Raw genomic sequence first — 21,133 nt, forward strand, 5'->3', positions numbered from 1 at the left:
CCCATCTGCTGCACCGACAACCATTGAGGGACGCGATGAACACCAGCTTGGCTACCTTTGAAAAAGACGTGATCGACGCCTCCGTTCTCACGCCCGTGTTGGTCGATTTCTGGGCGGAGTGGTGCGGCCCGTGCAAGACCCTCGGCCCGTTGCTCGAAAAGCTCGAGCAAGAGTACGCGGGCCGCTGGCGGCTCGTGAAAGTGGACGTCGAAGAAAATCAGCAGCTTGCGGCGCACTTCCAAGTCCGCAGCATTCCGCACGTCGTGGCATTCGTCGACGGACGCCCCGTCGACCAATTCACCGGGGTACTGCCCGAAAACCAACTGCGCGCATTCATCGAGCGCCTCGTGCCGAATCCCGCACAAGCAGAGCATCGCACGGCGCTCCATGCGCTGGAGCAAGGCGAGCTCGCGGTGGCGCGCGATCATTTGCAAGCGGCCTTGGCCCTCGATCCGGGCTTGGACGAAGCGCGGCTCGATTTGATCGAGCTATTGCTGGAGGACGAACAAGTCGAGGATGCGCGCCGCGAGGCAGAACTGCTTTCGCCGAAAATCACGCAAGGCATCGATCCGCGCTACAACGTGCTCAAAACACGCCTGGACGCGCTCGATGCGGCCACGGATCTACCGCCGACCGACGCACTCGAGGCGGCAGTCGCGGCCGACCCCGGCAATTTGGAGGCGCGCTTCGATTTGGCGAACGCCTTGATCGCGCGCCGCGCCTACGAACCCGCGCTGGAGCATCTGCTGGAGATCGTCAAACGCGACCGTTCGTTCCGCGACGACGCCGGCCGCAAAACGATGCTGTCGGTCTTCGATTTGGCCGCGCATCGCCCGGAGCTCGTCTCGCAATGGCGGCGCAAGCTCAGCGCCGTCCTGTACTAACGAACCGGCGGCCCGCCACCCGGCGGGCCAGCGTTCAGCCGGGCGCTTTCGCCAATGCGCGCAACACGTACGCGGCGGCCGCGAAGCCGAAACTCGCCGTCACGCACACGCTCGAGCCGAATCCCGCGCAATTGAGCCCGACCGGCCCGGCGTGTCCCGGCGAGATGCTCACGTGCTGGGCGACGTCGTCCATATCGCAGACCGCCGCCTCGGGATAGATGAGCGGCTCGTCGGAATAAACGGCGCTCACTTTGAATTTCGCCTTCGGCCCACGGGGGAACCCGTGCTGCTTGCGCAATTGCGCGCGCACCTTGGACAGCAACGGGTCTTGGATCGTCAACGCGAGATCGTCGATGCGGATGCGCGTCGGATCGAGCTGCCCACCCGCTCCGCCCACCGTGACGAGCGGCTGCCCATGCTCGACGCACCACGCGATGAGGGCCGTTTTCGTGCGGACGCTGTCGATCGCGTCGACGACATAGTCGAAGCCGCCGCCGAGCAAGGCCGCGAAATTCTCCGGCTCGACGAAATCCTCGACGCGGCGCACGTCGCAAGCCGGATCGATGAGCGCGATACGCTCGGCCATCGCATCGACCTTCGGCTTGCCGTAGTTGCCGTTGAGCGCGTGAATTTGCCGGTTCGTGTTGCTTTCGGCGACGTTGTCGAGATCGATCAGCGTCAGCGTGCCGATCGCGCTACGCGCCAGCGCCTCGGCCACCCAGGACCCCACCCCGCCGATCCCGATCACCGCCACATGCGCGCGCTCGAACGCAGCGAGCGCGGCGTCGCCGTACAGCCGGGCGATGCCGCCGAACCGGCGCGCGCGATCGGCCTCGCCGGCGTCGTCTACGGCGCCGGCTGCGGGAGTAACATCGGAATGGATCGCGGTGGCGCTAGGGCTGGACATGATGCGTGTAATTCATACGAGCGAAGCCCGTATTTTGCCTCATTGAGCCCGCGCTAGCCGCGCTGCCCTGCGCCGTGGGCCCGCGCGCACGGAACCACGCATTGCGGCTACGCGACACGCGGCATGTTTCTCGCAGGTTGGCTATACTGACCCCGACTGTAGTGGCCGCATAACAACATGACTACCCTCGCCGATCTCCGAAAAGACTATGCGCGCGGCTCACTCGATGAAACGAGTGTCGATGCCGACCCGATCCGCCAATTCGACGTCTGGTTCAAACAGGCACTCGACGCGCGGCTGCCCGAGCCCAATACGATGACGCTCGCCACGGTCGACGCGCGCGGGTATCCGTCCGCGCGGATCGTGCTGATCAAGGGCGTGGACGAGCGCGGCTTCGTGTTTTTCACGAACTACGAAAGCCGCAAGGGACTCGATTTGGCGGCCAATCCGCACGCGTGCCTGCTGTTCTACTGGATCGAGCTCGAGCGTCAAGTGCGGATCGAAGGAACGGTGGTCAAGACGAACGCCGAGGATAGCGACGTCTATTTCCATTCGCGTCCGCTCGGCTCGCGCATCGGCGCCTGGGCGTCCGATCAGAGCAGGCCGATCGAAAGCCGCGCGCTGCTCGAGGCCCGCGAAAAGTCGTTCGCCGAGCGCTTCGGGGAGCATCCGCCTCGACCGCCGCACTGGGGCGGCTACCGCCTCGTGCCCGAAACGATCGAATTTTGGCAAGGGCGCCCGTCGCGCTTGCACGACCGCATTCTCTATACACGCCAGAGCGCCGCCGAGACCTGGCGCATCTCGCGACTTTCGCCTTGATGGCGAGCTGACGCGCCTGCGCCCGCCGCCCCGCCGGGACGGCCGGCTCGACCGTCTGTGCAAGAACACGCCGTCCGCACCTCGCTTGCGAGGAGCGGGCGGCTGCTTTGCTCTGCTTTGAACTATCAACGTCAACGGAGAAAACGCATGTTCTGGGAGAAAAAGCTAGCGCAGTGGGTAGACGACGTGCGCAACGAGACGAACCTGCCGGCGCGCCTCGTCTTATGGAACGGTCAGCAACTCGACTTCGGCAGCTTCGCCGCGCCGCAAGTCACCCTCAAGGTCAACTCGGCCTCGGCACTGCCCTTACTGCTCGAACCGAGTCTCGACAATCTCGGTGAAGCCTATGTGAAAGGCAAAATCGACATCGAGGGCAAACTGTCCGACATCATTACGATCGGCTACTCCCTCGCGAGGAGTACCGTGACGAGCGCAAGCAAGCTCGCCCGCGTGCGTCGCTACTTCAATCACACGAAAAACTCGGACAAGAAAGCGATCCAGTACCACTACGACGTATCGAACGAGTTCTACAAGCTGTGGTTGGACGATAACATGGTCTATTCGTGCGCCTACTTCGAAAACGGCGACGAGACGATCGACGCGGCGCAGTTGAAAAAGATCGACCACATATTGAGAAAAATACAGTTGCAGCCGGGTCAGCGCCTGCTCGACATCGGCTGCGGCTGGGGTGCGCTCGTGCTGCGCGCGGCGAGCAAATTCGGCGCGCAGTGTTTGGGCGTCACGCTATCGCAGAACCAATTCGATCTCGCCACCGAGCGCGTCAAAGCGGCCGGACTGGCCGATAAGATCGAGATCCGGCTGCAAGACTATCGCGATATCGAAGGGCAATTCGATCGCATCACGAGCGTGGGGATGTTCGAGCACGTCGGGCGCAAAAACTTGCCCGAGTATTTCGGCAAGATCCGTCAATTGCTGGTCGAGGACGGCATCGCGATGAACCACGGCATCACCTCGACCGACTACGACAGCGGCGAAACCGCGCTCGGCGGCGGCGAGTTCATCGACCGGTACGTGTTTCCCGACGGTGAGCTGCCCCACATCAGCTTGGCCTTGGAGTCGATGCAGCGCGGCGGGCTCGAGCCGGTGGACGTCGAAAGCTTGCGGCGGCATTACGCGCGGACATTGGAGATTTGGACCGAAAACTTCGAGCGCCACAGCGAGAAGTTGAAAACGCTCGTCGACGACGAAAAATTCCGCATCTGGCGCGTCTATCTGGCCGGATGCGCCTATGCGTTCGAAAACGACGACGTTTCGCTGTTCCAGATCGTATGCCGCAGGGCGGGCCGCAGCGCCCAAACGTTGCCTTGGTCGCGCCGCTACATGTACGATCGGCCGCTCGGCGCGTAGCGCGCACTGGGACCCTTTCGCCAGGGTCCGGCAACCGATGGCAGCCAGTACACACGATTCGCAATTCGATCTATTCGGTGATTTGGACGCCGCCCCCGCGGCGGCGTCCGGCAACGAAGCGATGACGGAGCGCCCGGGCGCGGCTTCGTCCCCTGCCGTTTCCATCGTCGGCCCCATCGCCGGCTCCGGCACCGGCTCCACCACGGGTAACGTCACCGGCACCGCCGCCCCCAAGCGCGCCCGCCGCGCGCGGGCCGTCCTCGCCGCGCCCCCCTCGCCCGAGGCGCTCGCCTGGGCGCAGGCGTTGCCGCCGCAGGTGCGCCTAGGCACCTCGTCATGGTCGTTTCCGGGCTGGGAAGGCATCGTCTACGGCGAGGCCTACAGCGACTCGAAGCTCGCACGCGATGGGCTCGCCGCCTACGGCGCGCATCCGCTGCTGCGCACGGTCAGCATCGACCGCTCGTTTTACGCGCCGCTTTCGGTGGCCGACTATTTGCGCTACGCGCAACAGGTCCCCGACGGGTTCCGCTTCGTCGTCAAAGCCCCGGCGTCGGTGACCGATGCGATGCTGCGCGCCGAGCGCGGCGAACCGATCGCCGACAATCCCTGCTTCCTCGATGCGAGGCTCGCCGCAAGCGAGTTCGTGACGCCTTGCTTGGAAGGACTCGGGGCCAAGGCCGGCTCGCTCGTCTTCCAGTTTCCGCCGTTGCCCGAGCGCATCCTGGCCGATCCGCTCGCCTTCGTCGAACGGCTCGGCGCGTTTTTCGACGCGCTACCGCCGCTGCCGTCACCGCCGCCGGGCGATACGCCGGATTCGGACGACGTTTGGGGTCCATGCTACGCAATCGAAATTCGAGACGCCTGCCTGCTGACGCCGCGGCTCATCCGCATGCTGCGCGAGCGCGGGGTGCGCTACTGCGTGGGGCTGCACGCACGCATGCCCGATCCGCTCAGACAAGCGGCCGCGCTCGCCCTGCTCGACGGCGAAGCCCCGAGCGGCCCGCTCGTCGTGCGGTGGAGTTTGCACGGGGGCTTCAAGTACGAGCAGGCGAAAGCGAAATACGAGCCGTTCAACCGGATCGTCGACGAAGACCCGGCCACGCGCACGGCGCTGGCCGAGCTTGCCGCGCGCTACGCGATCGCGGGACAGCCCGTGCTCATCGTGACCAACAACAAAGCCGAGGGCTCGGCGCCGCTGACGTGCCTCGCGCTCGCGCGCAACATCGCCGCGGCATGCGCGCGGTTGCGGGAAGAGACGGCGCCGGCGCACGAACCCGGGCCGGATTGAGCGCTCGGCGCTCGCCTTTTGGCGAACGCCTTCGAACCAGCGCGCGTGGAAGCTAAGCGCCCGGACGCATCCAACTGGCGAACTTCGCCCGGAACTTCGCCACTTTCGGTGCGACGACGAAGGCGCAATAACCCTGCTCGGGGTGCTGGGCAAAATAGCGCTGATGGTAGGCTTCGGCCGGCCAGTAGTTGCCCTCGAGCGGCTCGACCTTCGTCACGATCGGCGCGTCGAACACGGCTTCGCGCTCGAGTTCGCGGATCGATTCGAGGGCGATCTCGCGCTGACGATCGTCGTCGGTGAAAATCACGGACCGATACTGGTCGCCCACGTCGTTGCCCTGCCGGTTCAACTGGGTCGGATCGTGGATCGCGAAGAAAATCTTCAAAATCTCGTGATAGCTGATTCGGGCCGGATCGAATTCGACCTTCACCACTTCGGCGTGGCCCGTGCCGCCATCGCAGACTTGCTCGTAGGTCGGCCGCGCGAGCGTCCCGCCCGCATAGCCCGATTCGACGCTTTCGACGCCTTCGACATCCAGATAAACCGCTTCGAGGCACCAGAAGCACCCGCCGCCCAGCATCGCGGTTTCGGTGGTCTGACTCATGGCTTTCGCTCTCCTCATGCTTGCGCGTTTGATGGCAATACACCCGATGTGCGCACTGCGCTCCGAGAGACTAGCTTAGTGCGTTTTCGCACAAGTTGTCAGCCAACGCGAATCGCGCGCCAAACCACGGGCGCGAGTTGCGCATGACGCCATCGGCCGATGCCGATTCCATTAGAATCTGCGCTACTCGCAACTTACGCCGAACCGTCAACCTTGGACTTTTCCCTTTCCGCCGCTCTTTCGTACGCGCCCTCTGCGGCGGCCGCGCGCCCGACCGGGGCCTTCGCACGATGAAACACGCAAGCCCGCCCAACTTCGACGCGGCCGCGTTCCGGCGTGCACTGGGCCAATTCGCGACAGGCGTCACCGTCATCACCACGCGGGCCCCGTCGGGGCAGCTCATCGGCATCACGGCCAGTTCGTTCAACTCCGTCTCGCTCGATCCGCCGCTCGTGCTCTGGAGTTTGGCGACGAAATCCGCCTCGATGCCGGTGTTCCAAGCCGGGAGCCACTACGTCGTCAACGTGTTGGCCGCCTCGCAACTCGATCTTTGCCGGCGCTTCTCGACCGTCAAGGGCGACCGCTTCGCGGGAGTCTCCCACGCGGCCGGCGACACGGGCATGCCCGTGCTGGACGGTGCGCTCGCGTGGTTCGAGTGTCACAACCGCAGCCGCTACGAAGAAGGCGATCACGTCATTTTCGTGGGGGAAGTCGAACGCTGCGGCGTGAACCCCGACGCCGAAGAAATCGCGCCGCTGATTTTTCACGGCGGCGCGTTTCATGGCGTGAAACCGCTATAAGGCCTGCGCCGTCGCGGCCGGCGGCATCAGACGAGCGTTTCGAGTTGATAACGGCGCGAGTAGACGCCTGGCGTCACGCTGCGATTGCCTTGCACGATCCGCACCCGATAATCGTCGGAATATTTGCTCATGCCGCCACTCAAGTCGCGCAGGCGCTTATCCAGGGGGCCCGAGCACTCGTGCCACGTACCGCGCCACTGGTGCGCCTTGTGGCGATAGCCGATCAGCCAACCGACTCCCATCCGGCGCGCCGCGATCATCGTGGCGAGATCTTGCAAGAAACCGGCCGCGCCGAGCAAACAGCCGCGAAAGGCGATCAGCCCCGCTTCGCGCATCCCCCATTGCTCGAGCCAACCGGACACCGCGACGGCATCGCTGGTCTTGCGGGCGATGCTGATCCCCTCCGGCAATCCGTGGCTCACGATGATCAGTTTCGTCTTCAAATCCGAAAACGAGAGGCACCCCTCGGTGATCGGCGTAAAGCCTCGAACCTTGCAGCCCGATGCGTGCGGTAGCGTGAAGCAGCGCCGATCCGGAATCGCGTAGCGCTGCTTCCACGCATAAGCATCCATGTTGATGATAGGGTCGTCGGGGTCGAGCAGGATGATCGCCGCTTGCTTCCATTTCATATGCATCTCCAGTTCGAGGAAGGATCGGCCTACGATAGCGGCCGCCCTTCGCTCGACTGGCTGTAGGCAGCGACCTCGGACTGAATTACCCGCCCCGCCGCGTTTTTGCGAGTTTTCGCAAGCGCGGCCCGCGCCGCGAGCTAGCGCGCCGGCGCCGCCGGCTCGGTGGGGGTGAGCGTGACGGGCACGCCCGAGTCCTCTTTGAGCGTCTGCAAGACGATGTTGGAGCGGATGTCCATGACGCCCGGCGCCTTGTACAGTTTGCTCAGCACGAAATCGGAATAGTGCTTCAGGTTGTGCGCGAGCACGCGCAGCACGTAATGGCTTTCCCCGGTGACGACGAAGGCGCCGACCACCTCCGGCCAGGCGCGTACCGCCTCGGCGAAGCGCTCGTGCCAGTTTTCCTGGTCGTTGCGCATCGAAACCTGAACGAAAGCTTCGAGCTCGAAGCCGAGCGCCTCGCGGTTCAAGCATGCCCGATAGCGCTCGATGACCCCTTGCTCTTCGAGCAGCCGCAGCCGGCGCAGGCACGCCGACGGCGACAACGAAATGCGCTCGGCCAGATCGAGGTTGCTGATCCGCCCTTCGTTTTGGAGAACGCTCAGGATACGGCAATCGGTGGCGTCCAGCGTGATCGCGTTCATTTTTGGCCCCCTTTTTAGGTTTATCTCGAATTATGTTCTAGTCTGCCCCGTTAGTGGCGAGAATTTCGCAAGCACTTTGCGCGCGAAGTTGCCTATCATCGTCCCAAGCATCCCGACAAGCGAGGAGACATGACGGAGACGATTTGGGACATCTCGCCGCCCATCGAGGCCGGCACGCCCGTGTGGCCGGGCGACACGCCGGTCGGCATCGAGCGCGTCTGGCGCATGGAAGCGGGCTCGCCCGTGAACGTCGCGCGGCTCACCTGCTCGCCGCATACGGGCGCGCATGCCGATGCGCCGCTGCACTACGACGCCGAAGGCGCCGCGATCGGGCACGTTGGGCTTACGCCCTACCTCGGCAAATGCCGCGTCGTGCACTGCATCGGCGCGAGTCCACTGGTGCGGCCCGAGCATGTGGCCCCGTTCGCCGAAGCGCTCCCGCCGCGCGTGCTGCTGCGCACCTATGCGCAAGCGCCTCTCGCGCAGTGGGACGAGACGTTTTGCGCCGTCGCCCCTGAAACGATCGACTTCCTCGCCGAGCGCGGCGTCACGTTGATCGGTATCGATACGCCTTCGCTCGATCCTCAGGAATCGAAAACGATGGACGCCCATGGTCGCGTGCGGACGCACCGCATGGCGATCCTCGAAGGGCTCGTGCTCGATGCCGTCGCACCCGGCGATTACGAATTGATCGCGCTGCCGCTCAAGCTCACCACGCTCGATGCGAGTCCCGTACGCGCGGTGCTGCGCGCCTGGGACCCACGCAACGAAGCGTGACCGCACCCATTTTCCCCACTTCGTATATCCATTTCATGAAGACACGCGCCGATGCACTCGCGCTCGATCGCGACGATCCCCTCGCCCCTTTGCGCGATCGATTCGCGCTGACCCCGGATGTCATCTATCTCGACGGCAATTCACTGGGCGTGCCACCCGCCGCGGCCGCCGCGCGCGCACAAGCCGTCATCGCCAAGGAATGGACGCAAGGGCTCATCCGCAGTTGGAACACCGCCGGTTGGTTCGCGCTGCCGCGCCGCCTCGGCCATAAGCTCGCACCGCTCGTCGGCGCCGCGGCCGACGAGATCGTCGTCACCGATACGATTTCGGTCAATCTGTTCAAACTCCTTTCCGCGGCGTTGAGAATGGCGCATGAGCGCGATCCGAGCCGCCGCGTGATCGTCTCCGAACGCGCCAATTTCCCGACCGATCTGTACATCGCGCAAGGGCTCATCGAGCAACTCGATCGCGGTTATAGCCTGCGTCTCGTCGACGATCCCGCCGAGTTGCCGGACGCCATCGGCGCCGATACGGCGCTCGCCATGATCACGCACGTGAACTATCGAACGGGATACATGCACGACATGGCCTCGCTCACGCAGTTGATCCAGCGCGCGGGCGCGTTCGCGCTGTGGGACCTCGCTCACTCGGCCGGGGCGGTTCCCGTCGACTTGAACGCGGTCGGGGCCGACTTCGCGGTCGGCTGCACCTACAAGTATCTGAACGGCGGCCCCGGGTCGCCGGCGTTCGCGTGGGTTGCCAAGCGTCATCAAGATGCGCTCGTCCAACCGCTCTCGGGCTGGTGGGGCCACGCCGCGCCGTTCGAGATGAATCCTGTGTACACGCCGGGCGGAGGCATCGGCCGCTTCTTGTGCGGCACGCAGCCGATCGTCTCGATGTCGCTCGTCGAAGCCGGGCTCGACGTGTTTCTCGAAACCGACATGGCCGCGATCCGGCGCAAATCGCTGGCGCTCACGGATGCATTCATCGATCTCGTTCAAACGCGCTGCGCGGACCATCCGCTGACGCTCGTCACGCCGCGCGCGCACACGCAGCGCGGCTCGCACGTGAGCTTCGAACATCCGCACGGCTATGAAGTCATGCAAGCGCTGATCGCGCGCGGCGTGATCGGCGATTACCGCGAGCCGCACGTGCTGCGATTCGGCTTCACGCCGCTCTACACGCGCTTCGCCGATGTCTGGGACGCCGTGGAGACACTGCGCGACGTGCTCGATACGCAAGCGTGGCGCGCACCCGAGTTCGCAGCCCGCCACTCCGTTACCTGAACGAAGCAGAGGAATCCTAAATGACCGGACATATGCGCCTACCGGAAGTGCCCGAAACGGCCGAGCCGATACCGATGCCGACCCCGCAAGCCGCGCGCGGCTGCCCGTTCGGCCATGGCGGCGATAGCGCGGCGGGCGACGGATCGGGGAAAGCCGCACCGCATGTACCCGCGGGCGATGCAGGCTGGCACGAGGCGCAACTCGACTTCTCCAAGTCGATGAGCTACGGCGACTACCTCTCGCTCGATGCGATCTTGCATGCGCAGCATCCGCGCTCGCCCGATCACAATGAAATGCTGTTCATCATTCAGCATCAGACGAGCGAGCTTTGGATGAAGCTCGCGCTCTACGAGTTGCGCGCGGCGCTCGGCTGCGTGCGGCGCGACGAGTTGCCGCCCGCGTTCAAAATGCTCGCGCGCGTCTCGCGCATCATGGAGCAGCTCGTGCAAGCGTGGAACGTGCTGGCCACGCTCACGCCGTCCGAATACACGGCGATGCGCCCGCATTTGGGCTCGTCGTCGGGCTTTCAGTCGTATCAGTATCGGCAGATCGAATTCGTGCTCGGCAACAAGAACGCGCAGATGCTAAAGCCGCACGCTCACCGGCCCGATGTGCTCGCCGAGGTGCAGGCCACGCTCGAGGCCCCGTCGTTCTACGACGAAGTGGTCCGCCTGCTCGCGCGTCGCGGTTTCGCGATCGCCGCCGAGCGGCTCGATCGCGATTGGACTGCGCCGACGGTCTACGACGCATCGGTCGAAGCGGCCTGGCTAGAGGTCTATCGCAATCCGTCGGAGCATTGGGAGCTCTACGAAATGGCCGAGGAACTCGTCGATCTGGAAGATGCGTTTCGCCAATGGCGCTTCCGTCACGTGACGACGGTCGAACGCATCATCGGCTACAAGCAAGGCACGGGCGGCACGAGCGGAGCGCCTTATCTGCGCAAGATGCTCGACGTCGTGCTGTTTCCGGAGCTTTGGCACGTGCGGACCGTGTTGTGAGGCGGGACGTGGCAGCAAGGTCCGGCATCCCCGTTCGATGCTTGGCGTCGAACGGAAATGCCGGTGCCGTCGTCAGATCGCAATGCTGCCCGGTTCGGGGCAAACCCATGAAGCCTTCAACCGTTCGCGGATTTCGGCCAGGGTAGTCGTGACGAGCAACTCCCCGTTGCGAAACACAGGCTTGAGTTCGCCCGCTTCGAACGCGTCGAGCGTCTGTTGCTCGTGCAGCACGTAGTCGCCGCCGTCCTTTTCCACACGCAGCAAGCCACGAGCCGACTTCTTCGTGCCGTCGTCGGTGGCCGGGTCCTTGTAGATGTCCACCGGCTCGTCGCCCACTTGCGCGTAGATCGCCTTCATCGCCCAGCCGAACGTATCGCGCGAGAGCATGTTGTAGGTGTACGAACCGATGCCGAAGACGACGTTGCTCGACGCGAACCCCTTGGCGGCGAGCCGGCGCATGATCTCCAGGGCGCGCGGCAATGAAATCGAATCGCCGTAGATCAAGCCGACCTTGTCGTTGAGCATCTTGTAGCCCTTCTCGGTCTGCGTGCCGCCGTAGACCTCCCACAGGCATTGCACGGAGCCCTTGCGCTCGGCCTCGGTGATCGTCCGCTCGGTGGCTGCCACGACGTACCTGCCGTCGACCATGCGCAAGGCACCGTCGGCATCGCGCGCCAACTCGCCGTCGTCGTAGCCCGCCAAGATGCGAACGGGATCGCCGGAATCGGGGCGGAACACCACGCGGCTTTGGCCCAGCGCATTAGGCTTGCGCGCCAAGATTTCGTCCTTCAACTCCTTCGCGATGACGGTAATGACGTTCCAGTAGTCGAACGAGTCGGACACGAGCGACACCATCCCAGCCGGATAATCTTGCGTGACGAACTCGCGGATGACTTCGCGTTCGGCCAAGCGCCGCAGGCCCTTCTCCTCGTAGCCGGTTTCCTCGAGTTCCTTCGTGATGCGCTGGACTTCGCGGGCGACGTCCTCCGGCGTGAGTCTTCTCAATGCCGCCGGCGTCAACATGGCATCGCCCCGGCCCGTCGCCAAGCGCTTGAGCGTGAACAAAATGCGCAACGTCATGACGCTATGTTCGGATGCGGGAATCGAGCCGCCGACCAGTTCCTTGTCCGCATCGGCGCCGTAGTAGTCCTCGGCGTAGTCGATGGCGGGCACGGTGTCCGTACCCGTGAACGACAGCAAGTGCCCCATACCGCAACGCATGGCGTCGTGGATGCCGCTCATCCCGCGCATCGAAAAATCGTGTCCTTGCCAATCGACGAACGCTTGCGGCGCCCCCGTCAGCTCGGCGAAATACGTCAGCAGTTTGCGGAATTCGAAAGCGATCGTCGCCACCGTGGACGGCTTCCAGAGTTCGGCGCTGAACAGCGTCTCGAAGTAGGTCGATACCCACGGAAAATCGGGATGCGTATTGACGAAAACGACCGGCGGCACTTTGATGTTCACGCGCGCGCCTTCGGGCAACGCGCGCAACTCGAGCGGCAGATAGCCCAGATCGTGCAACGCAGCCAGGCGATCGACGGGAACGGCATCCGGGCCCAACGCGGTGTCCATGCGGCGCTTGTATTTGCGCAGCGCCTCCGCCTTCGGGGCTTCGAAGAATTCCCGTTGGAATACGCCCAGGAAGAACTCCTTGATGAAGCCCTGCAAGCCGAACCAAACGATCTTGTTGTCGAAAAACTGCGGAAGCACCGGCGCGTGTTTGGCGGAGCGCGGCGTGAAATTGGCCACGAGTTTCGTCGTTTCGCCCGGGTACATCGCCGGATGGCCGGTTTTATAGAAATCACAGAGATTGAAGGGGATCAGTCCGTTCATGCTCTTTCTCCTCGGAATGCGTTCGTGCTGTGGTGTTAGACGTGAATGGCGCGCGTATCGCTCGTCCAGTTGTTGCGCGTGAACACGGCGGTGTAACCGTCGAGCAGAGCGTCGAGGCCCTTGCTGAAAATGCCGTGCGTCACGTAGAGGTACAGGGGGCGCGGCATGCCTGCGCCGCTTTGTTTGCGGCGCACCGCCTGCGCAAGTTCGGTGAAGGTACGACCGCCGTCGCAGATATCGTCGACCACGAGCAGCGCGCAATCGGGCAGCTCACCCTGAATCTCGGTGCCGGTGATGGCGCCCGTGCGCGTATCGCGGACTTTATCGGCAAATACGACGGGCAGTTCGAGTTGCCCGGCCAGTTTGAGCACTCGCTTGCGCGCGCCGGCATCGGGTGCGACGAGCGCCACGGGCGTGCCGATGCGCTCGAGCGTACGGCGTAACGCCGGGATCGGATCGTCGATGACGACACGCTCGAGCAACGCCGGCGTGACATCGCTGTGCGGATCTTGAATGACGACCCGGCGATACTGCTGCGCGTTGATCAGATCGCAAAACACCTTGGCACTCAACGATTCGCCGGGATTCGCGACGCGATCTTGGCGCGCATAGGGAACGTACGGCAGGTGCAGATCGATCGGCGCACCCGGATAAGCGCGGCGCAGCGCATCGGTTGCCATGAGCAGCGTCATCGCGGCGTCAGCATGGGGAACGTGAGCCGTCACCTCGACGGCATCGGCGGCGATCCCCGTTTCGACCGTCACATGCAACTCGCCGCCCGGAAACTTCAACACCTTCATTTCCACGGGACGCCGAGCGAACCCGGAGCCGTCCGGGGAATGCGTCGTATGAGCTACCGCCGTGATGCCGATCATGGCCCTCTCCACATAGTTGTAATGTTCGACTAACGTGGATCGAAGTATAAGACGACATAGTCGATATTTGCAACTATCTTTGCTAAAATCTTTTCATGGCGGTGTCGAGCAAGGGAGAAGGACCGATGACCAAGACGTACAAGAAGCCGGACGTGAGCGTCGACGTAGTGCTGTTGACGCTCGCGGAGCCAGGCTTGATGGTCGCGCTCCACCGGCGCCCGGGCGAACCGTACGCGGGGGCGCTCGCTTTGCCCGGCGGCTATATCCATGCCGACGAGGACGCTTCCCTCGAAGACGCGGCGCGCCGTACGTTGCGGGAAAAGACTGGGCTCGCGCCGCGTTACCTCGAGCAGTTGCAGACGTTCGCGGGCCCCGAGCGCGATCCGCGCGGATGGTCGGTGGCGATCAGCTACGTCGCGCTGGTGCCGTTCGAAGAATTGGCGTCGGTACGCGGCGGCGTCTTCGAGTTCTATTCGGTGGATGCCATCCCCGAGCTGGCGTTCGACCATAGCGAGCAAGTGCGCGCCGCTGTGCTGCGCGTCCGGAACAAGTCGAGCTACTCGACGCTGCCGTGCTGGCTGCTACCCGAGAAGTTCACGTTGACGCAATTGCAACACACGTACGAAGGCGTCTTCGGCGAAGCGGTCACGCGCGCGACCTTCCGGTCGCGGCTCGGCATCAAGGTGGGCGACGTCAAGGCCGGGGAAGCGGTGGACGAGGCCGGCGTCTTGATCGCGACCGACGACTATCAAGTCGGGAATCAAAGACCCGCGCGGCTTTTCCGCGCGGACAAACTCGGCTTGTTCAAGCGCGCGAGTTGGTGAGAACGCGAGGCTGAGCGCCCCTTAAGCCGCCTGCGCGGCGCGCGCGCTCGCCTCGCCATCCAGCTTCGCTTGCCCGAGCACCCAATCGCGAAACGCCGCGACATCCTCTCGCTCGGCCTTCGCATCCGGATAGACGAGCCAATAGCTGTAGTCGTTCGGAATCTCGAGATCGAACGGCCTGACGAGGCGGCCTTCACGTAGATCGTGCCGCGCGAGGGTCAGCCTGCCGAGCGCCACGCCCTGCCCGCGCATGGCAGCTTGCAAAACGAGCGCCGCGTCGTCGAAAGCGAGACCGGCATCGACGTCGATATCGGTCACACCCGCGCGCTCGCACCACATCCGCCAGCCGCCGCGCGGCACGTCGTGCAGCAAATGCGCATGCCGCAAATCGGCCGGTTCGAGCAGTGCCTGGGCGCCCGCCGCGAGCGACGGCGCGCACACGGGACTCAGCGATTCGGTCGCAAGGAGTTCGGCATTCAAGCCCGGCCATCGGCCCAAACCGGAGCGAATTCCGAGATCGAAACGATCGTCGATCCCGTCCCAGAGCTGGGTCGAGGTCGTCAGCTTCAACTCGATATCGGGATGATGCTTGCGAAACGCGTCCAGGCGCGGCACGAGCCAACAGGCCGCGAACGAGGGCAAGGCGGTGATGCGCAGCGGCCCTTCGCTGCCGTGCTTGACGCGCGCCGTGGCCGAGGCGATCCGATCGAGCGCGATCGAGATGTCCGCTAGATAGGCGCGGCCTTTTTCGGTGATCGTCAATTGATGGCCGCGCCGCTCGAACAAACGAAGCCCCAACCATTGCTCGAGTTGACGAACTTGATGGCTGATCGCGGCCTGGGTCACATGCAATTCGGCCGCCGCTTGCGTGAAGTTCAAATGACGCGCGGCGGCCTCGAAGGCGCGAACCGCGCCCAGTGGAGGTAGGCGGCGCATGCGCTCGATAATCTCATGTTATCGAGTCGATGAAAATCCCTCGCTTGGTGCCGCGCGCGAACCTGCGTCTAATGATCGCCAGTCATCGATCATTAGGAGAACGCATGGTTTCGCTGCAAATATGGATGCTCATCGTCGGCTTTTCGGTGCCGATGATCATCAGCCCCGGTCCGGGCAATACGATCCTCGCCACCGCGGGCGGGCGCTTCGGCGTGCGCGGCACGATGCCCTTCTGGTTCGGATTCGAAGCCGCCAATTTCATCTGGTGCCTCGTCTACGGCTTCGAGTTGAGCCGCGTCCTGCATGACGTGCCGGGCGCCGCTCACGTGCTCAAGTGGCTCGGCATCGCCTATACGATTTATCTCGCGTATGGCTTCGTCAAACCGTCGAAAGGCAATAAGAAGACGGCCATGCCGCGGCTCACCGCAATCGACGGATTTTTATCCGTCTCGCTCAATCCGAAAATCCATTCGATGATTTTCGTCTTGTTCTCGCAATTCCTACGGCCCGGGATTTCGCTTGCGCAACAAGTGCTGCAAATCACGTTCGTCTTTACCGTGCTTTGCATCGTCTGCCACTTTCCTTGGATCTACGGCGGACGCGTCGTATTCCATCGATTCAGCGACGAAAAGTCCGCGAAACTCCAAGGCTATCTGTTCGGCGGATGCATGGCCGCCGTTGCGCTCGTTCTCGCCGTCACCGTTTAACTGCGCCGTCACGCGCCGCGCACGCCCCGGCCGCGCCCCCCGGTAGGTCGCCGTTGATATCGTTCCAAGACACGCTTGAGTGATATGTTATATCATCTCACCCATGCCTCCTTACGGAACGACCCCATGTCCGCCGCCTCTTTGACAGCCCGGCTCGCGCGCGCCGATGCGTACGCGGCCGAACATGGCCTGGCGCTCACGCAGTTGCGGCGCCAGGTATATGCGCTCGTGGCCGCCGCCGGCAAGCCGATCGGCGCTTACGATCTGCTCGCCGCCCTGGAACCCGAACGCGGCCGCGTGCCGCCCACCACCGTCTATCGCGCGCTGGATTTTCTCGTCGAGCACGGGTTCGTCCATCGCATCGAATCGCGTAACGCCTTCGTCGCGTGCTGCGAAATCGGCAAGCCGCACCAAAGCCAGTTCCTGATCTGCGAACGCTGCGGCGACACGCTCGAGATTCCCGGCGAGGAACTGGCCGAACGGCTCTCGTCCACGCCGCCCGCCCATGGCTTCGAAGTGCATAAGCAAGTGGTCGAATTGAGCGGGCTGTGCGGCCAATGCCGGCACAAGCGCGGCGAGTCGCGCGAGCGTCGATGAAGCCCTTCCTATCCACACGCCGCTCACGATAATTAGGAGAACAAATGACATCGATCGACCGTACCGGTCGCATGGCAAGGCATGCGCGAGCACTCACGCGCCGCATCGCATTGGCGCTGACCGCACTGACCGTCAGCACCGCCGCGCTCGCGCAAACGAGCCCGCTTCCGGTCGTGGCCGCGGAAAACTTTTACGGCGACGTCGTCAAACAACTGGGTGGCGCGCATGTGAGCGTCACGAGTATCTTGAACAACCCCGACCAAGACCCGCACTTGTTCGAAGCGAGCCCGAAGACGGCCCGCGATCTGCACCGCGCGGCGCTCGTCGTCTACAACGGCGCCGATTACGACCCGTGGATGGACAAGCTCTTGGCGGCATCGCGCAACGACAAGCGGATCGTGATCGTCGCGGCCGAACTCGTCGGCAAGAAGGCCGGCGACAACCCGCACCTATGGTACGACCCAAAGACGATGCCCGCCGTGGCCAAGAAGGTCGTCGATGCGCTCGATCGCGCCGATCCGGCGCACAAGGCCGACTACGACGCGAACCTCGCCGCGTTCCTCGCCTCGCTCGAGCCAGTCGAGCACAAGATCGACGCGCTGCGGGCGAAATACCGAGGCACCGCCGTAACCGCTACCGAACCCGTCGCCGGCTATCTGTGCGACGCGATCGGCCTCACGATGCGCAACGCGCGCTTTCAATTGGCGGTGATGAACGACACAGAACCCGCACCACTGGATATCGTCGCCTTCGAGCGGGACTTGCGCAGCAGGCAAGTTCACGTGCTCGTCTATAACGCGCAAGCCGTGACCCCATTGACTCGCCGCATGCTCGAATCGGCGCGTGCGTCGCAGGTGCCGAGCGTCAGCGTGACGGAAACCGAGCCTGCTTCAACGACATATCAGCAATGGATGAGCACGCAAATCGACGCCCTGGCACGCGCGCTCGGGGAACGCGGACAATGAACGACGATAGCCTGCGCGACCCGCCTTCGCCTACGGCCTTGACCGGCCGTTCGTACGGCCCCGCTTTGGAGCTCGAACACGTCTCGCTCGAATTGGCCGGACGCACGATCTTGCGCGATGTAAGCCTGACCATCGATCAAGGCGAATTCGTCGGGGTGCTCGGTCCGAACGGCGCCGGCAAAACGACGCTGATGCGCGCCGTGCTCGGCTTGGTGCCGGTGGCGAGCGGCCGGATCCGCCTGGGTTCGCAAGCGGTCGAGCGCGGCAATCCGTCGATCGGCTACATGCCGCAAACGCGCAGCGCGCTGGCGAGCCGTCGTGTGCTGGGCCGCGATTTCGTCGCAATGGCCGCGGACGGTCACCGCTGGGGCCTGCCGATCGCCGACAGCGCGACCCGCGCGGACGTCGAGCGCGTGCTCGATCTCGTCGGCGCCGGCAAGCTCGCCGCACGGCCGCTCACGGAGCTTTCCGGCGGCGAACGCCAGCGGCTGCTGCTGGCTCAGTGCCTACTCGGCAAGCCGCGGCTGTTGCTGCTCGACGAACCGCTCATCAGTCTCGATCCCCACCATCAACGCAGCGTGGTCGAGCTCGTGCGGCGAGCGCAGCGAGAGCTCGGCATCACCGTGCTGTTCTCGGCGCACGAACTCAATCCGCTGCTCAATGCGATCGACCGCGTGCTTTATTTGGGTAGCGGCAGCGCCGCGCTGGGAACCGTCGACGAAGTCATCACGCGGCCGGTGCTCTCGCGGCTATACGGTTCGCCGATCGACGTCATGCGCGTGAACGGACGCATTTTCGTCATGTCGGGCGACGTCGAAGTGGAAAAGCACGATCACGGACACGAGAGCGACGGCAACGGCGCGCACCATGGGCATGAGCACGACCATGGGCACGGCCACCGCCACGGCGACGACTCATCACACGGACACACGCACGATGTTTGAATACGACTTCATGGTGAACGCGTTCGCGGCGTCGGGCATCGTCGCCGTGCTCGCGGGCATCGTCGGCTACTTTCTCGTCATGCGCGGACAAACGTTCGCCGGCCACGCGCTGTCGCACGTCGGATTCACCGGCGCGACCGGGGCCGTGCTCGTCGGCATTTCGCCGCTTTGGGGCATGATCGGTTTCACGCTAGCGGCGGGACTGTCGATGGGCGCCCTCGGCGAACGGCTGGCCGGCCGCGATGTCGCGATCGGCGTCGTGCTCTCGCTCGCGCTCGGCTGCGGCTTGCTGTTTCTGCATTTCTTCACGGCCTATGCCACGCAAGTCACGGCATTGCTGTTCGGCAACGTGCTCGGCGTGACCAAGCAAACGCTCCTCGTGCTCGCGGGCATCGGCGCCGCCAGCCTGATCGCGTTGGCTTCGATCATGCGGCCGCTGCTGTTCGCGACCTTGCAGCCGGAACTGGCGGAAGCGAAAGGCGTCTCGCTGCGGTTGGTCTCCGTCCTGTTCCTGGCCATCGCCGCGCTTGCGGTCGCCGCCTGCACGCAGATCGTCGGCGTTCTGCTCGTGTTCACGCTGATGGTCGGGCCGGCCGCCGCCGCCCAAAACCTCTCGACGCGGCTCGCCACCGGCGTGGCGCTCGCGGCGCTGTTCGCGCTCGGCGAGGCTTGGCTGGGCGTGACGCTCGCCTTCTACACCGATTGGCCGACGAGCTTTTGGATCACCGCGCTTTCCGCGCTCGTCTACGGCGCCAGTTTGCTGCGCCGCCGCTAAAACCGTCTTCGCGCTCGTCCCACGCCCTCCAGCCGGCTTCCCGGCCAGGGCGTGCCCTTCCCTTCCCGCCGCCCCCCCACGCTCGCACTGATTTTCGCGCTGCACCGCGCCTTGACTTTCGCGCGCCACAAACCGATCATTCGCTCAGTCAGAGATCAAAAGATCCATTTTTAGGCGGCGGTCGGCCCGCCGCACTCAACATTGCTGGGGCGCGAGCCTGCATTGGCGACCGTATTCGCGCTCACAAAGGAGACAAACGATGCACAACGGCTCGAACGTGATCTTGCATCTGGGCGTGGGCTCGTTTCATCGCGCCCACCAAGCGTGGTATCTGCATCGGCTATCCGCCGCCACCGCACCGAACGAGGCGCCTTGGTCGCTGACCGTCGGCAACATTCGCGCCGATATGAACGAGACGCTCGAGGCGCTGGCCAAACAGCGCGGCGTCTATACGCTCGAGACCGTCACGCCGCAGGGCGAGCGTGCCTACGAGACGATCCGCTCGATCACGCGCGTGTTGCCGTGGACGTCCACGCTCGCGCCGATCGTCGAGGCCGGCGCCGATCCTGCTTGCAAGATCATTTCGTTTACGGTGACCGAGGGCGGCTACTACCTCGACGAGCATGATCGGCTCGATACGGCGAACCCGGATTTGGCCGCCGATTTGGGCGGCGCTCGCACCACGATTTACGGCGCGCTGGCCGCGATTCTCGAGGCACGGCGCGCGAGCGGCGCGGGTCCCGTCACGCTGCAAAGCTGCGACAACCTGCGCAGCAACGGCGAGCGCTTCGAAGCGGGCATGCGCGCCTTCCTGGCCGCACGCGGCGAAACGGCGCTCGAAGCGTGGTTCGAGGCGAACACCACCTGCCCGAACTCGATGGTCGATCGCATCACGCCGCGGCCGACGGACGACGTGCGCGCACGCGTGCTCGAGGCGACGGGCGTTCCGGATAGCTGCCCCGTCATGGGCGAGGCGTTCATTCAATGGGTGATCGAAGATCGCTTCAAAGCAGGACGTCCGGCGTGGGAGCGTGCGGGGGCCGAACTGGTCGACTCGGTCATGCCGTACGAAGAAGCGAAAATCCGCATTCTGAACGCGAGCCATAGCTGCATCGCCTGGGCCGGCACGCTCGTCGGCCATACCTACATCCACGAGGGAACGCTCGATCCGGACGTGCGCCGTTTCGCCCACGAGTACGTCACACAAGACGTCATCCCTTGTTTGACGCCGAGCCCGCTCGACCTGGCGCGCTATCGCGACGTCGTGCTCGATCGTTTCAGCAATCCCTACATCCAAGATACGAACCAACGCGTCGCGGCGGACGGTTTTTCGAAAATCCCGGGGTTTATCGCCCCGACGCTCGTCGAAAGCTTTTCGCGCAACGCGCAGCCGAACGCCACCGCGATCTTGCCGGCGCTGTTCTTCCGCTTCCTCGACCAATGGCACAAAGGCGCGCTGCCCTATGCGTACCAGGACGGTTTGCTCGATGAAGCCGCGGTGCGCGCGTGGTTCGACACGCCCGAGCCGCTCGCGCGCTTTTGCGCGTCGCGCGCGCTGTGGGGCAGCTTGGCGGACGACGCCCGGCTCGAGCGGGTGATTCAAGCCGCGCTCGAACGCGTCGATGCGTGGCTCGCCTCGCGGGGCGCGCCGGCGCGTTGATGCGCCTTGGCGC

22 protein-coding genes are annotated in these 21,133 nt (G+C 64.3%); 15 read left to right on the top strand and 7 right to left on the bottom strand.

The window, feature by feature from the left end:
* Positions 1 to 35 precede the first annotated feature (35 nt).
* On the top strand, positions 36 to 884 hold the full coding sequence (trxA, locus tag C0Z18_RS20050) for a thioredoxin (protein WP_102647180.1): 849 nt from the start codon (positions 36 to 38) through the stop codon (positions 882 to 884).
* A gap of 34 nt (positions 885 to 918) precedes the next feature.
* Here the strand turns inward: trxA and C0Z18_RS20055 are convergent, their stop codons facing one another.
* Complete coding sequence (locus C0Z18_RS20055; protein ID WP_102647181.1) at positions 919 to 1,791, bottom strand: tRNA threonylcarbamoyladenosine dehydratase; 873 nt, start codon at positions 1,789 to 1,791, stop codon at positions 919 to 921.
* A gap of 177 nt (positions 1,792 to 1,968) precedes the next feature.
* On the opposite strand from C0Z18_RS20055, the gene pdxH reads away from it, so the two are divergent.
* The 3 genes from pdxH (at position 1,969) to C0Z18_RS20070 (ending at position 5,266) form a co-directional block, all read left to right on the top strand.
* Positions 1,969 to 2,610 carry a pyridoxamine 5'-phosphate oxidase gene (gene pdxH, locus C0Z18_RS20060; RefSeq protein ID WP_102647182.1) on the top strand — a complete coding sequence of 214 codons (642 nt, stop codon included), beginning with the start codon at positions 1,969 to 1,971 and terminating at the stop codon, positions 2,608 to 2,610.
* 147 nt (positions 2,611 to 2,757) lie between these two features.
* Positions 2,758 to 3,978 (top strand): SAM-dependent methyltransferase, encoded by a 1,221-nt coding sequence (locus tag C0Z18_RS20065; RefSeq protein WP_102647183.1) that lies wholly within the window; start codon positions 2,758 to 2,760, stop codon positions 3,976 to 3,978.
* A gap of 37 nt (positions 3,979 to 4,015) precedes the next feature.
* Positions 4,016 to 5,266: a DUF72 domain-containing protein gene (locus C0Z18_RS20070; RefSeq protein WP_199189503.1), complete on the top strand. Its 1,251-nt coding sequence runs from the start codon at positions 4,016 to 4,018 to the stop codon at positions 5,264 to 5,266.
* Between the two features lie 52 nt (positions 5,267 to 5,318).
* Here C0Z18_RS20070 and msrA read toward each other — a convergent pair whose 3' ends face one another.
* Positions 5,319 to 5,870, bottom strand: a complete 552-nt coding sequence (msrA, locus tag C0Z18_RS20075) for a peptide-methionine (S)-S-oxide reductase MsrA (protein ID WP_102647184.1) — start codon at positions 5,868 to 5,870, stop codon at positions 5,319 to 5,321.
* A gap of 290 nt (positions 5,871 to 6,160) precedes the next feature.
* Here msrA and C0Z18_RS20080 point away from each other — a divergent pair, with 290 nt between their 5' ends.
* Positions 6,161 to 6,670, top strand: a complete 510-nt coding sequence (locus C0Z18_RS20080; RefSeq protein WP_102647185.1) for a flavin reductase family protein — start codon at positions 6,161 to 6,163, stop codon at positions 6,668 to 6,670.
* A 26-nt stretch (positions 6,671 to 6,696) separates the two neighbouring features.
* Here the strand turns inward: C0Z18_RS20080 and C0Z18_RS20085 are convergent, their stop codons facing one another.
* A complete protein-coding gene (locus tag C0Z18_RS20085) occupies positions 6,697 to 7,299 on the bottom strand; it encodes a hypothetical protein (RefSeq protein ID WP_146014053.1) in 603 nt (200 codons plus the stop codon).
* Between the two features lie 140 nt (positions 7,300 to 7,439).
* Entirely contained in the window at positions 7,440 to 7,943 is a 504-nt protein-coding gene (locus C0Z18_RS20090) for an Lrp/AsnC family transcriptional regulator (RefSeq protein WP_102647187.1), read from the bottom strand.
* Between the two features lie 129 nt (positions 7,944 to 8,072).
* On the opposite strand from C0Z18_RS20090, the gene kynB reads away from it, so the two are divergent.
* From kynB to kynA, 3 genes are read left to right on the top strand one after another with little or no spacing between them, the layout of a single operon-like run.
* The gene (gene kynB, locus C0Z18_RS20095) at positions 8,073 to 8,720 is read left to right on the top strand and encodes an arylformamidase (protein WP_102647188.1); all 648 of its coding nucleotides are present in this window, start codon (positions 8,073 to 8,075) and stop codon (positions 8,718 to 8,720) included.
* A gap of 35 nt (positions 8,721 to 8,755) precedes the next feature.
* Complete coding sequence (gene kynU, locus C0Z18_RS20100; protein ID WP_102647189.1) at positions 8,756 to 10,006, top strand: kynureninase; 1,251 nt, start codon at positions 8,756 to 8,758, stop codon at positions 10,004 to 10,006.
* A 20-nt stretch (positions 10,007 to 10,026) separates the two neighbouring features.
* Positions 10,027 to 11,004: a tryptophan 2,3-dioxygenase gene (kynA, locus tag C0Z18_RS20105; protein ID WP_102647190.1), complete on the top strand. Its 978-nt coding sequence runs from the start codon at positions 10,027 to 10,029 to the stop codon at positions 11,002 to 11,004.
* Positions 11,005 to 11,076: 72 nt separating this feature from the next.
* On the opposite strand, the gene C0Z18_RS20110 is transcribed toward kynA, so the two are convergent.
* Together C0Z18_RS20110 and prs are read right to left on the bottom strand one after the other, a co-directional pair.
* A complete protein-coding gene (locus C0Z18_RS20110) occupies positions 11,077 to 12,837 on the bottom strand; it encodes a nicotinate phosphoribosyltransferase (protein WP_102647191.1) in 1,761 nt (586 codons plus the stop codon).
* Between the two features lie 35 nt (positions 12,838 to 12,872).
* Positions 12,873 to 13,712 (bottom strand): ribose-phosphate diphosphokinase, encoded by an 840-nt coding sequence (prs, locus tag C0Z18_RS20115; RefSeq protein WP_102647192.1) that lies wholly within the window; start codon positions 13,710 to 13,712, stop codon positions 12,873 to 12,875.
* A 125-nt stretch (positions 13,713 to 13,837) separates the two neighbouring features.
* Between prs and C0Z18_RS20120 the strand changes: the two genes are divergently transcribed.
* Positions 13,838 to 14,536, top strand: a complete 699-nt coding sequence (locus tag C0Z18_RS20120) for an NUDIX hydrolase (RefSeq protein WP_199189504.1) — start codon at positions 13,838 to 13,840, stop codon at positions 14,534 to 14,536.
* 21 nt (positions 14,537 to 14,557) lie between these two features.
* On the opposite strand, the gene gcvA is transcribed toward C0Z18_RS20120, so the two are convergent.
* Positions 14,558 to 15,472 (bottom strand): transcriptional regulator GcvA, encoded by a 915-nt coding sequence (gcvA, locus tag C0Z18_RS20125; protein WP_102647194.1) that lies wholly within the window; start codon positions 15,470 to 15,472, stop codon positions 14,558 to 14,560.
* Between the two features lie 104 nt (positions 15,473 to 15,576).
* On the opposite strand from gcvA, the gene C0Z18_RS20130 reads away from it, so the two are divergent.
* The 6 genes from C0Z18_RS20130 (at position 15,577) to dalD (ending at position 21,120) form a co-directional block, all read left to right on the top strand.
* Positions 15,577 to 16,179, top strand: a complete 603-nt coding sequence (locus C0Z18_RS20130) for a LysE family translocator (RefSeq protein WP_102647195.1) — start codon at positions 15,577 to 15,579, stop codon at positions 16,177 to 16,179.
* 126 nt (positions 16,180 to 16,305) lie between these two features.
* A complete protein-coding gene (locus tag C0Z18_RS20135) occupies positions 16,306 to 16,776 on the top strand; it encodes a Fur family transcriptional regulator (RefSeq protein ID WP_102647196.1) in 471 nt (156 codons plus the stop codon).
* 44 nt (positions 16,777 to 16,820) lie between these two features.
* The gene (locus tag C0Z18_RS20140) at positions 16,821 to 17,741 is read left to right on the top strand and encodes a metal ABC transporter solute-binding protein, Zn/Mn family (protein WP_102647197.1); all 921 of its coding nucleotides are present in this window, start codon (positions 16,821 to 16,823) and stop codon (positions 17,739 to 17,741) included.
* Positions 17,738 to 18,685 carry an ABC transporter ATP-binding protein gene (locus C0Z18_RS20145; RefSeq protein ID WP_102647198.1) on the top strand — a complete coding sequence of 316 codons (948 nt, stop codon included), beginning with the start codon at positions 17,738 to 17,740 and terminating at the stop codon, positions 18,683 to 18,685. Before C0Z18_RS20140 ends, C0Z18_RS20145 begins: the two co-directional genes overlap by 4 nt.
* On the top strand, positions 18,678 to 19,460 hold the full coding sequence (locus tag C0Z18_RS20150; protein ID WP_102647199.1) for a metal ABC transporter permease: 783 nt from the start codon (positions 18,678 to 18,680) through the stop codon (positions 19,458 to 19,460). The genes C0Z18_RS20145 and C0Z18_RS20150 overlap by 8 nt, the downstream gene beginning before the upstream one ends.
* A 259-nt stretch (positions 19,461 to 19,719) precedes the next feature.
* Entirely contained in the window at positions 19,720 to 21,120 is a 1,401-nt protein-coding gene (gene dalD / locus C0Z18_RS20155; RefSeq protein WP_102647200.1) for a D-arabinitol 4-dehydrogenase, read from the top strand.
* The last annotated feature ends 13 nt before the right edge of the window (positions 21,121 to 21,133 follow it).

This window comes from Trinickia dabaoshanensis (assembly GCF_002879885.1).
GTDB lineage: Bacteria > Pseudomonadota > Gammaproteobacteria > Burkholderiales > Burkholderiaceae > Trinickia > Trinickia dabaoshanensis.

What these genes read in the sequence shown, in the direction of transcription:
- trxA (WP_102647180.1), top strand. Translation starts at nt 36, where the DNA reads ATGAACACCAGCTTGGCTACCTTTGAAAAAGACGTGATCGACGCCTCC.
- C0Z18_RS20055 (WP_102647181.1), bottom strand. Translation starts at nt 1,791, where the DNA reads ATGTCCAGCCCTAGCGCCACCGCGATCCATTCCGATGTTACTCCCGCA.
- pdxH (WP_102647182.1), top strand. Translation starts at nt 1,969, where the DNA reads ATGACTACCCTCGCCGATCTCCGAAAAGACTATGCGCGCGGCTCACTC.
- C0Z18_RS20065 (WP_102647183.1), top strand. Translation starts at nt 2,758, where the DNA reads ATGTTCTGGGAGAAAAAGCTAGCGCAGTGGGTAGACGACGTGCGCAAC.
- C0Z18_RS20070 (WP_199189503.1), top strand. Translation starts at nt 4,016, where the DNA reads ATGGCAGCCAGTACACACGATTCGCAATTCGATCTATTCGGTGATTTG.
- msrA (WP_102647184.1), bottom strand. Translation starts at nt 5,870, where the DNA reads ATGAGTCAGACCACCGAAACCGCGATGCTGGGCGGCGGGTGCTTCTGG.
- C0Z18_RS20080 (WP_102647185.1), top strand. Translation starts at nt 6,161, where the DNA reads ATGAAACACGCAAGCCCGCCCAACTTCGACGCGGCCGCGTTCCGGCGT.
- C0Z18_RS20085 (WP_146014053.1), bottom strand. Translation starts at nt 7,299, where the DNA reads ATGAAATGGAAGCAAGCGGCGATCATCCTGCTCGACCCCGACGACCCT.
- C0Z18_RS20090 (WP_102647187.1), bottom strand. Translation starts at nt 7,943, where the DNA reads ATGAACGCGATCACGCTGGACGCCACCGATTGCCGTATCCTGAGCGTT.
- kynB (WP_102647188.1), top strand. Translation starts at nt 8,073, where the DNA reads ATGACGGAGACGATTTGGGACATCTCGCCGCCCATCGAGGCCGGCACG.
- kynU (WP_102647189.1), top strand. Translation starts at nt 8,756, where the DNA reads ATGAAGACACGCGCCGATGCACTCGCGCTCGATCGCGACGATCCCCTC.
- kynA (WP_102647190.1), top strand. Translation starts at nt 10,027, where the DNA reads ATGACCGGACATATGCGCCTACCGGAAGTGCCCGAAACGGCCGAGCCG.
- C0Z18_RS20110 (WP_102647191.1), bottom strand. Translation starts at nt 12,837, where the DNA reads ATGAACGGACTGATCCCCTTCAATCTCTGTGATTTCTATAAAACCGGC.
- prs (WP_102647192.1), bottom strand. Translation starts at nt 13,712, where the DNA reads ATGATCGGCATCACGGCGGTAGCTCATACGACGCATTCCCCGGACGGC.
- C0Z18_RS20120 (WP_199189504.1), top strand. Translation starts at nt 13,838, where the DNA reads ATGACCAAGACGTACAAGAAGCCGGACGTGAGCGTCGACGTAGTGCTG.
- gcvA (WP_102647194.1), bottom strand. Translation starts at nt 15,472, where the DNA reads ATGCGCCGCCTACCTCCACTGGGCGCGGTTCGCGCCTTCGAGGCCGCC.
- C0Z18_RS20130 (WP_102647195.1), top strand. Translation starts at nt 15,577, where the DNA reads ATGGTTTCGCTGCAAATATGGATGCTCATCGTCGGCTTTTCGGTGCCG.
- C0Z18_RS20135 (WP_102647196.1), top strand. Translation starts at nt 16,306, where the DNA reads ATGTCCGCCGCCTCTTTGACAGCCCGGCTCGCGCGCGCCGATGCGTAC.
- C0Z18_RS20140 (WP_102647197.1), top strand. Translation starts at nt 16,821, where the DNA reads ATGACATCGATCGACCGTACCGGTCGCATGGCAAGGCATGCGCGAGCA.
- C0Z18_RS20145 (WP_102647198.1), top strand. Translation starts at nt 17,738, where the DNA reads ATGAACGACGATAGCCTGCGCGACCCGCCTTCGCCTACGGCCTTGACC.
- C0Z18_RS20150 (WP_102647199.1), top strand. Translation starts at nt 18,678, where the DNA reads ATGTTTGAATACGACTTCATGGTGAACGCGTTCGCGGCGTCGGGCATC.
- dalD (WP_102647200.1), top strand. Translation starts at nt 19,720, where the DNA reads ATGCACAACGGCTCGAACGTGATCTTGCATCTGGGCGTGGGCTCGTTT.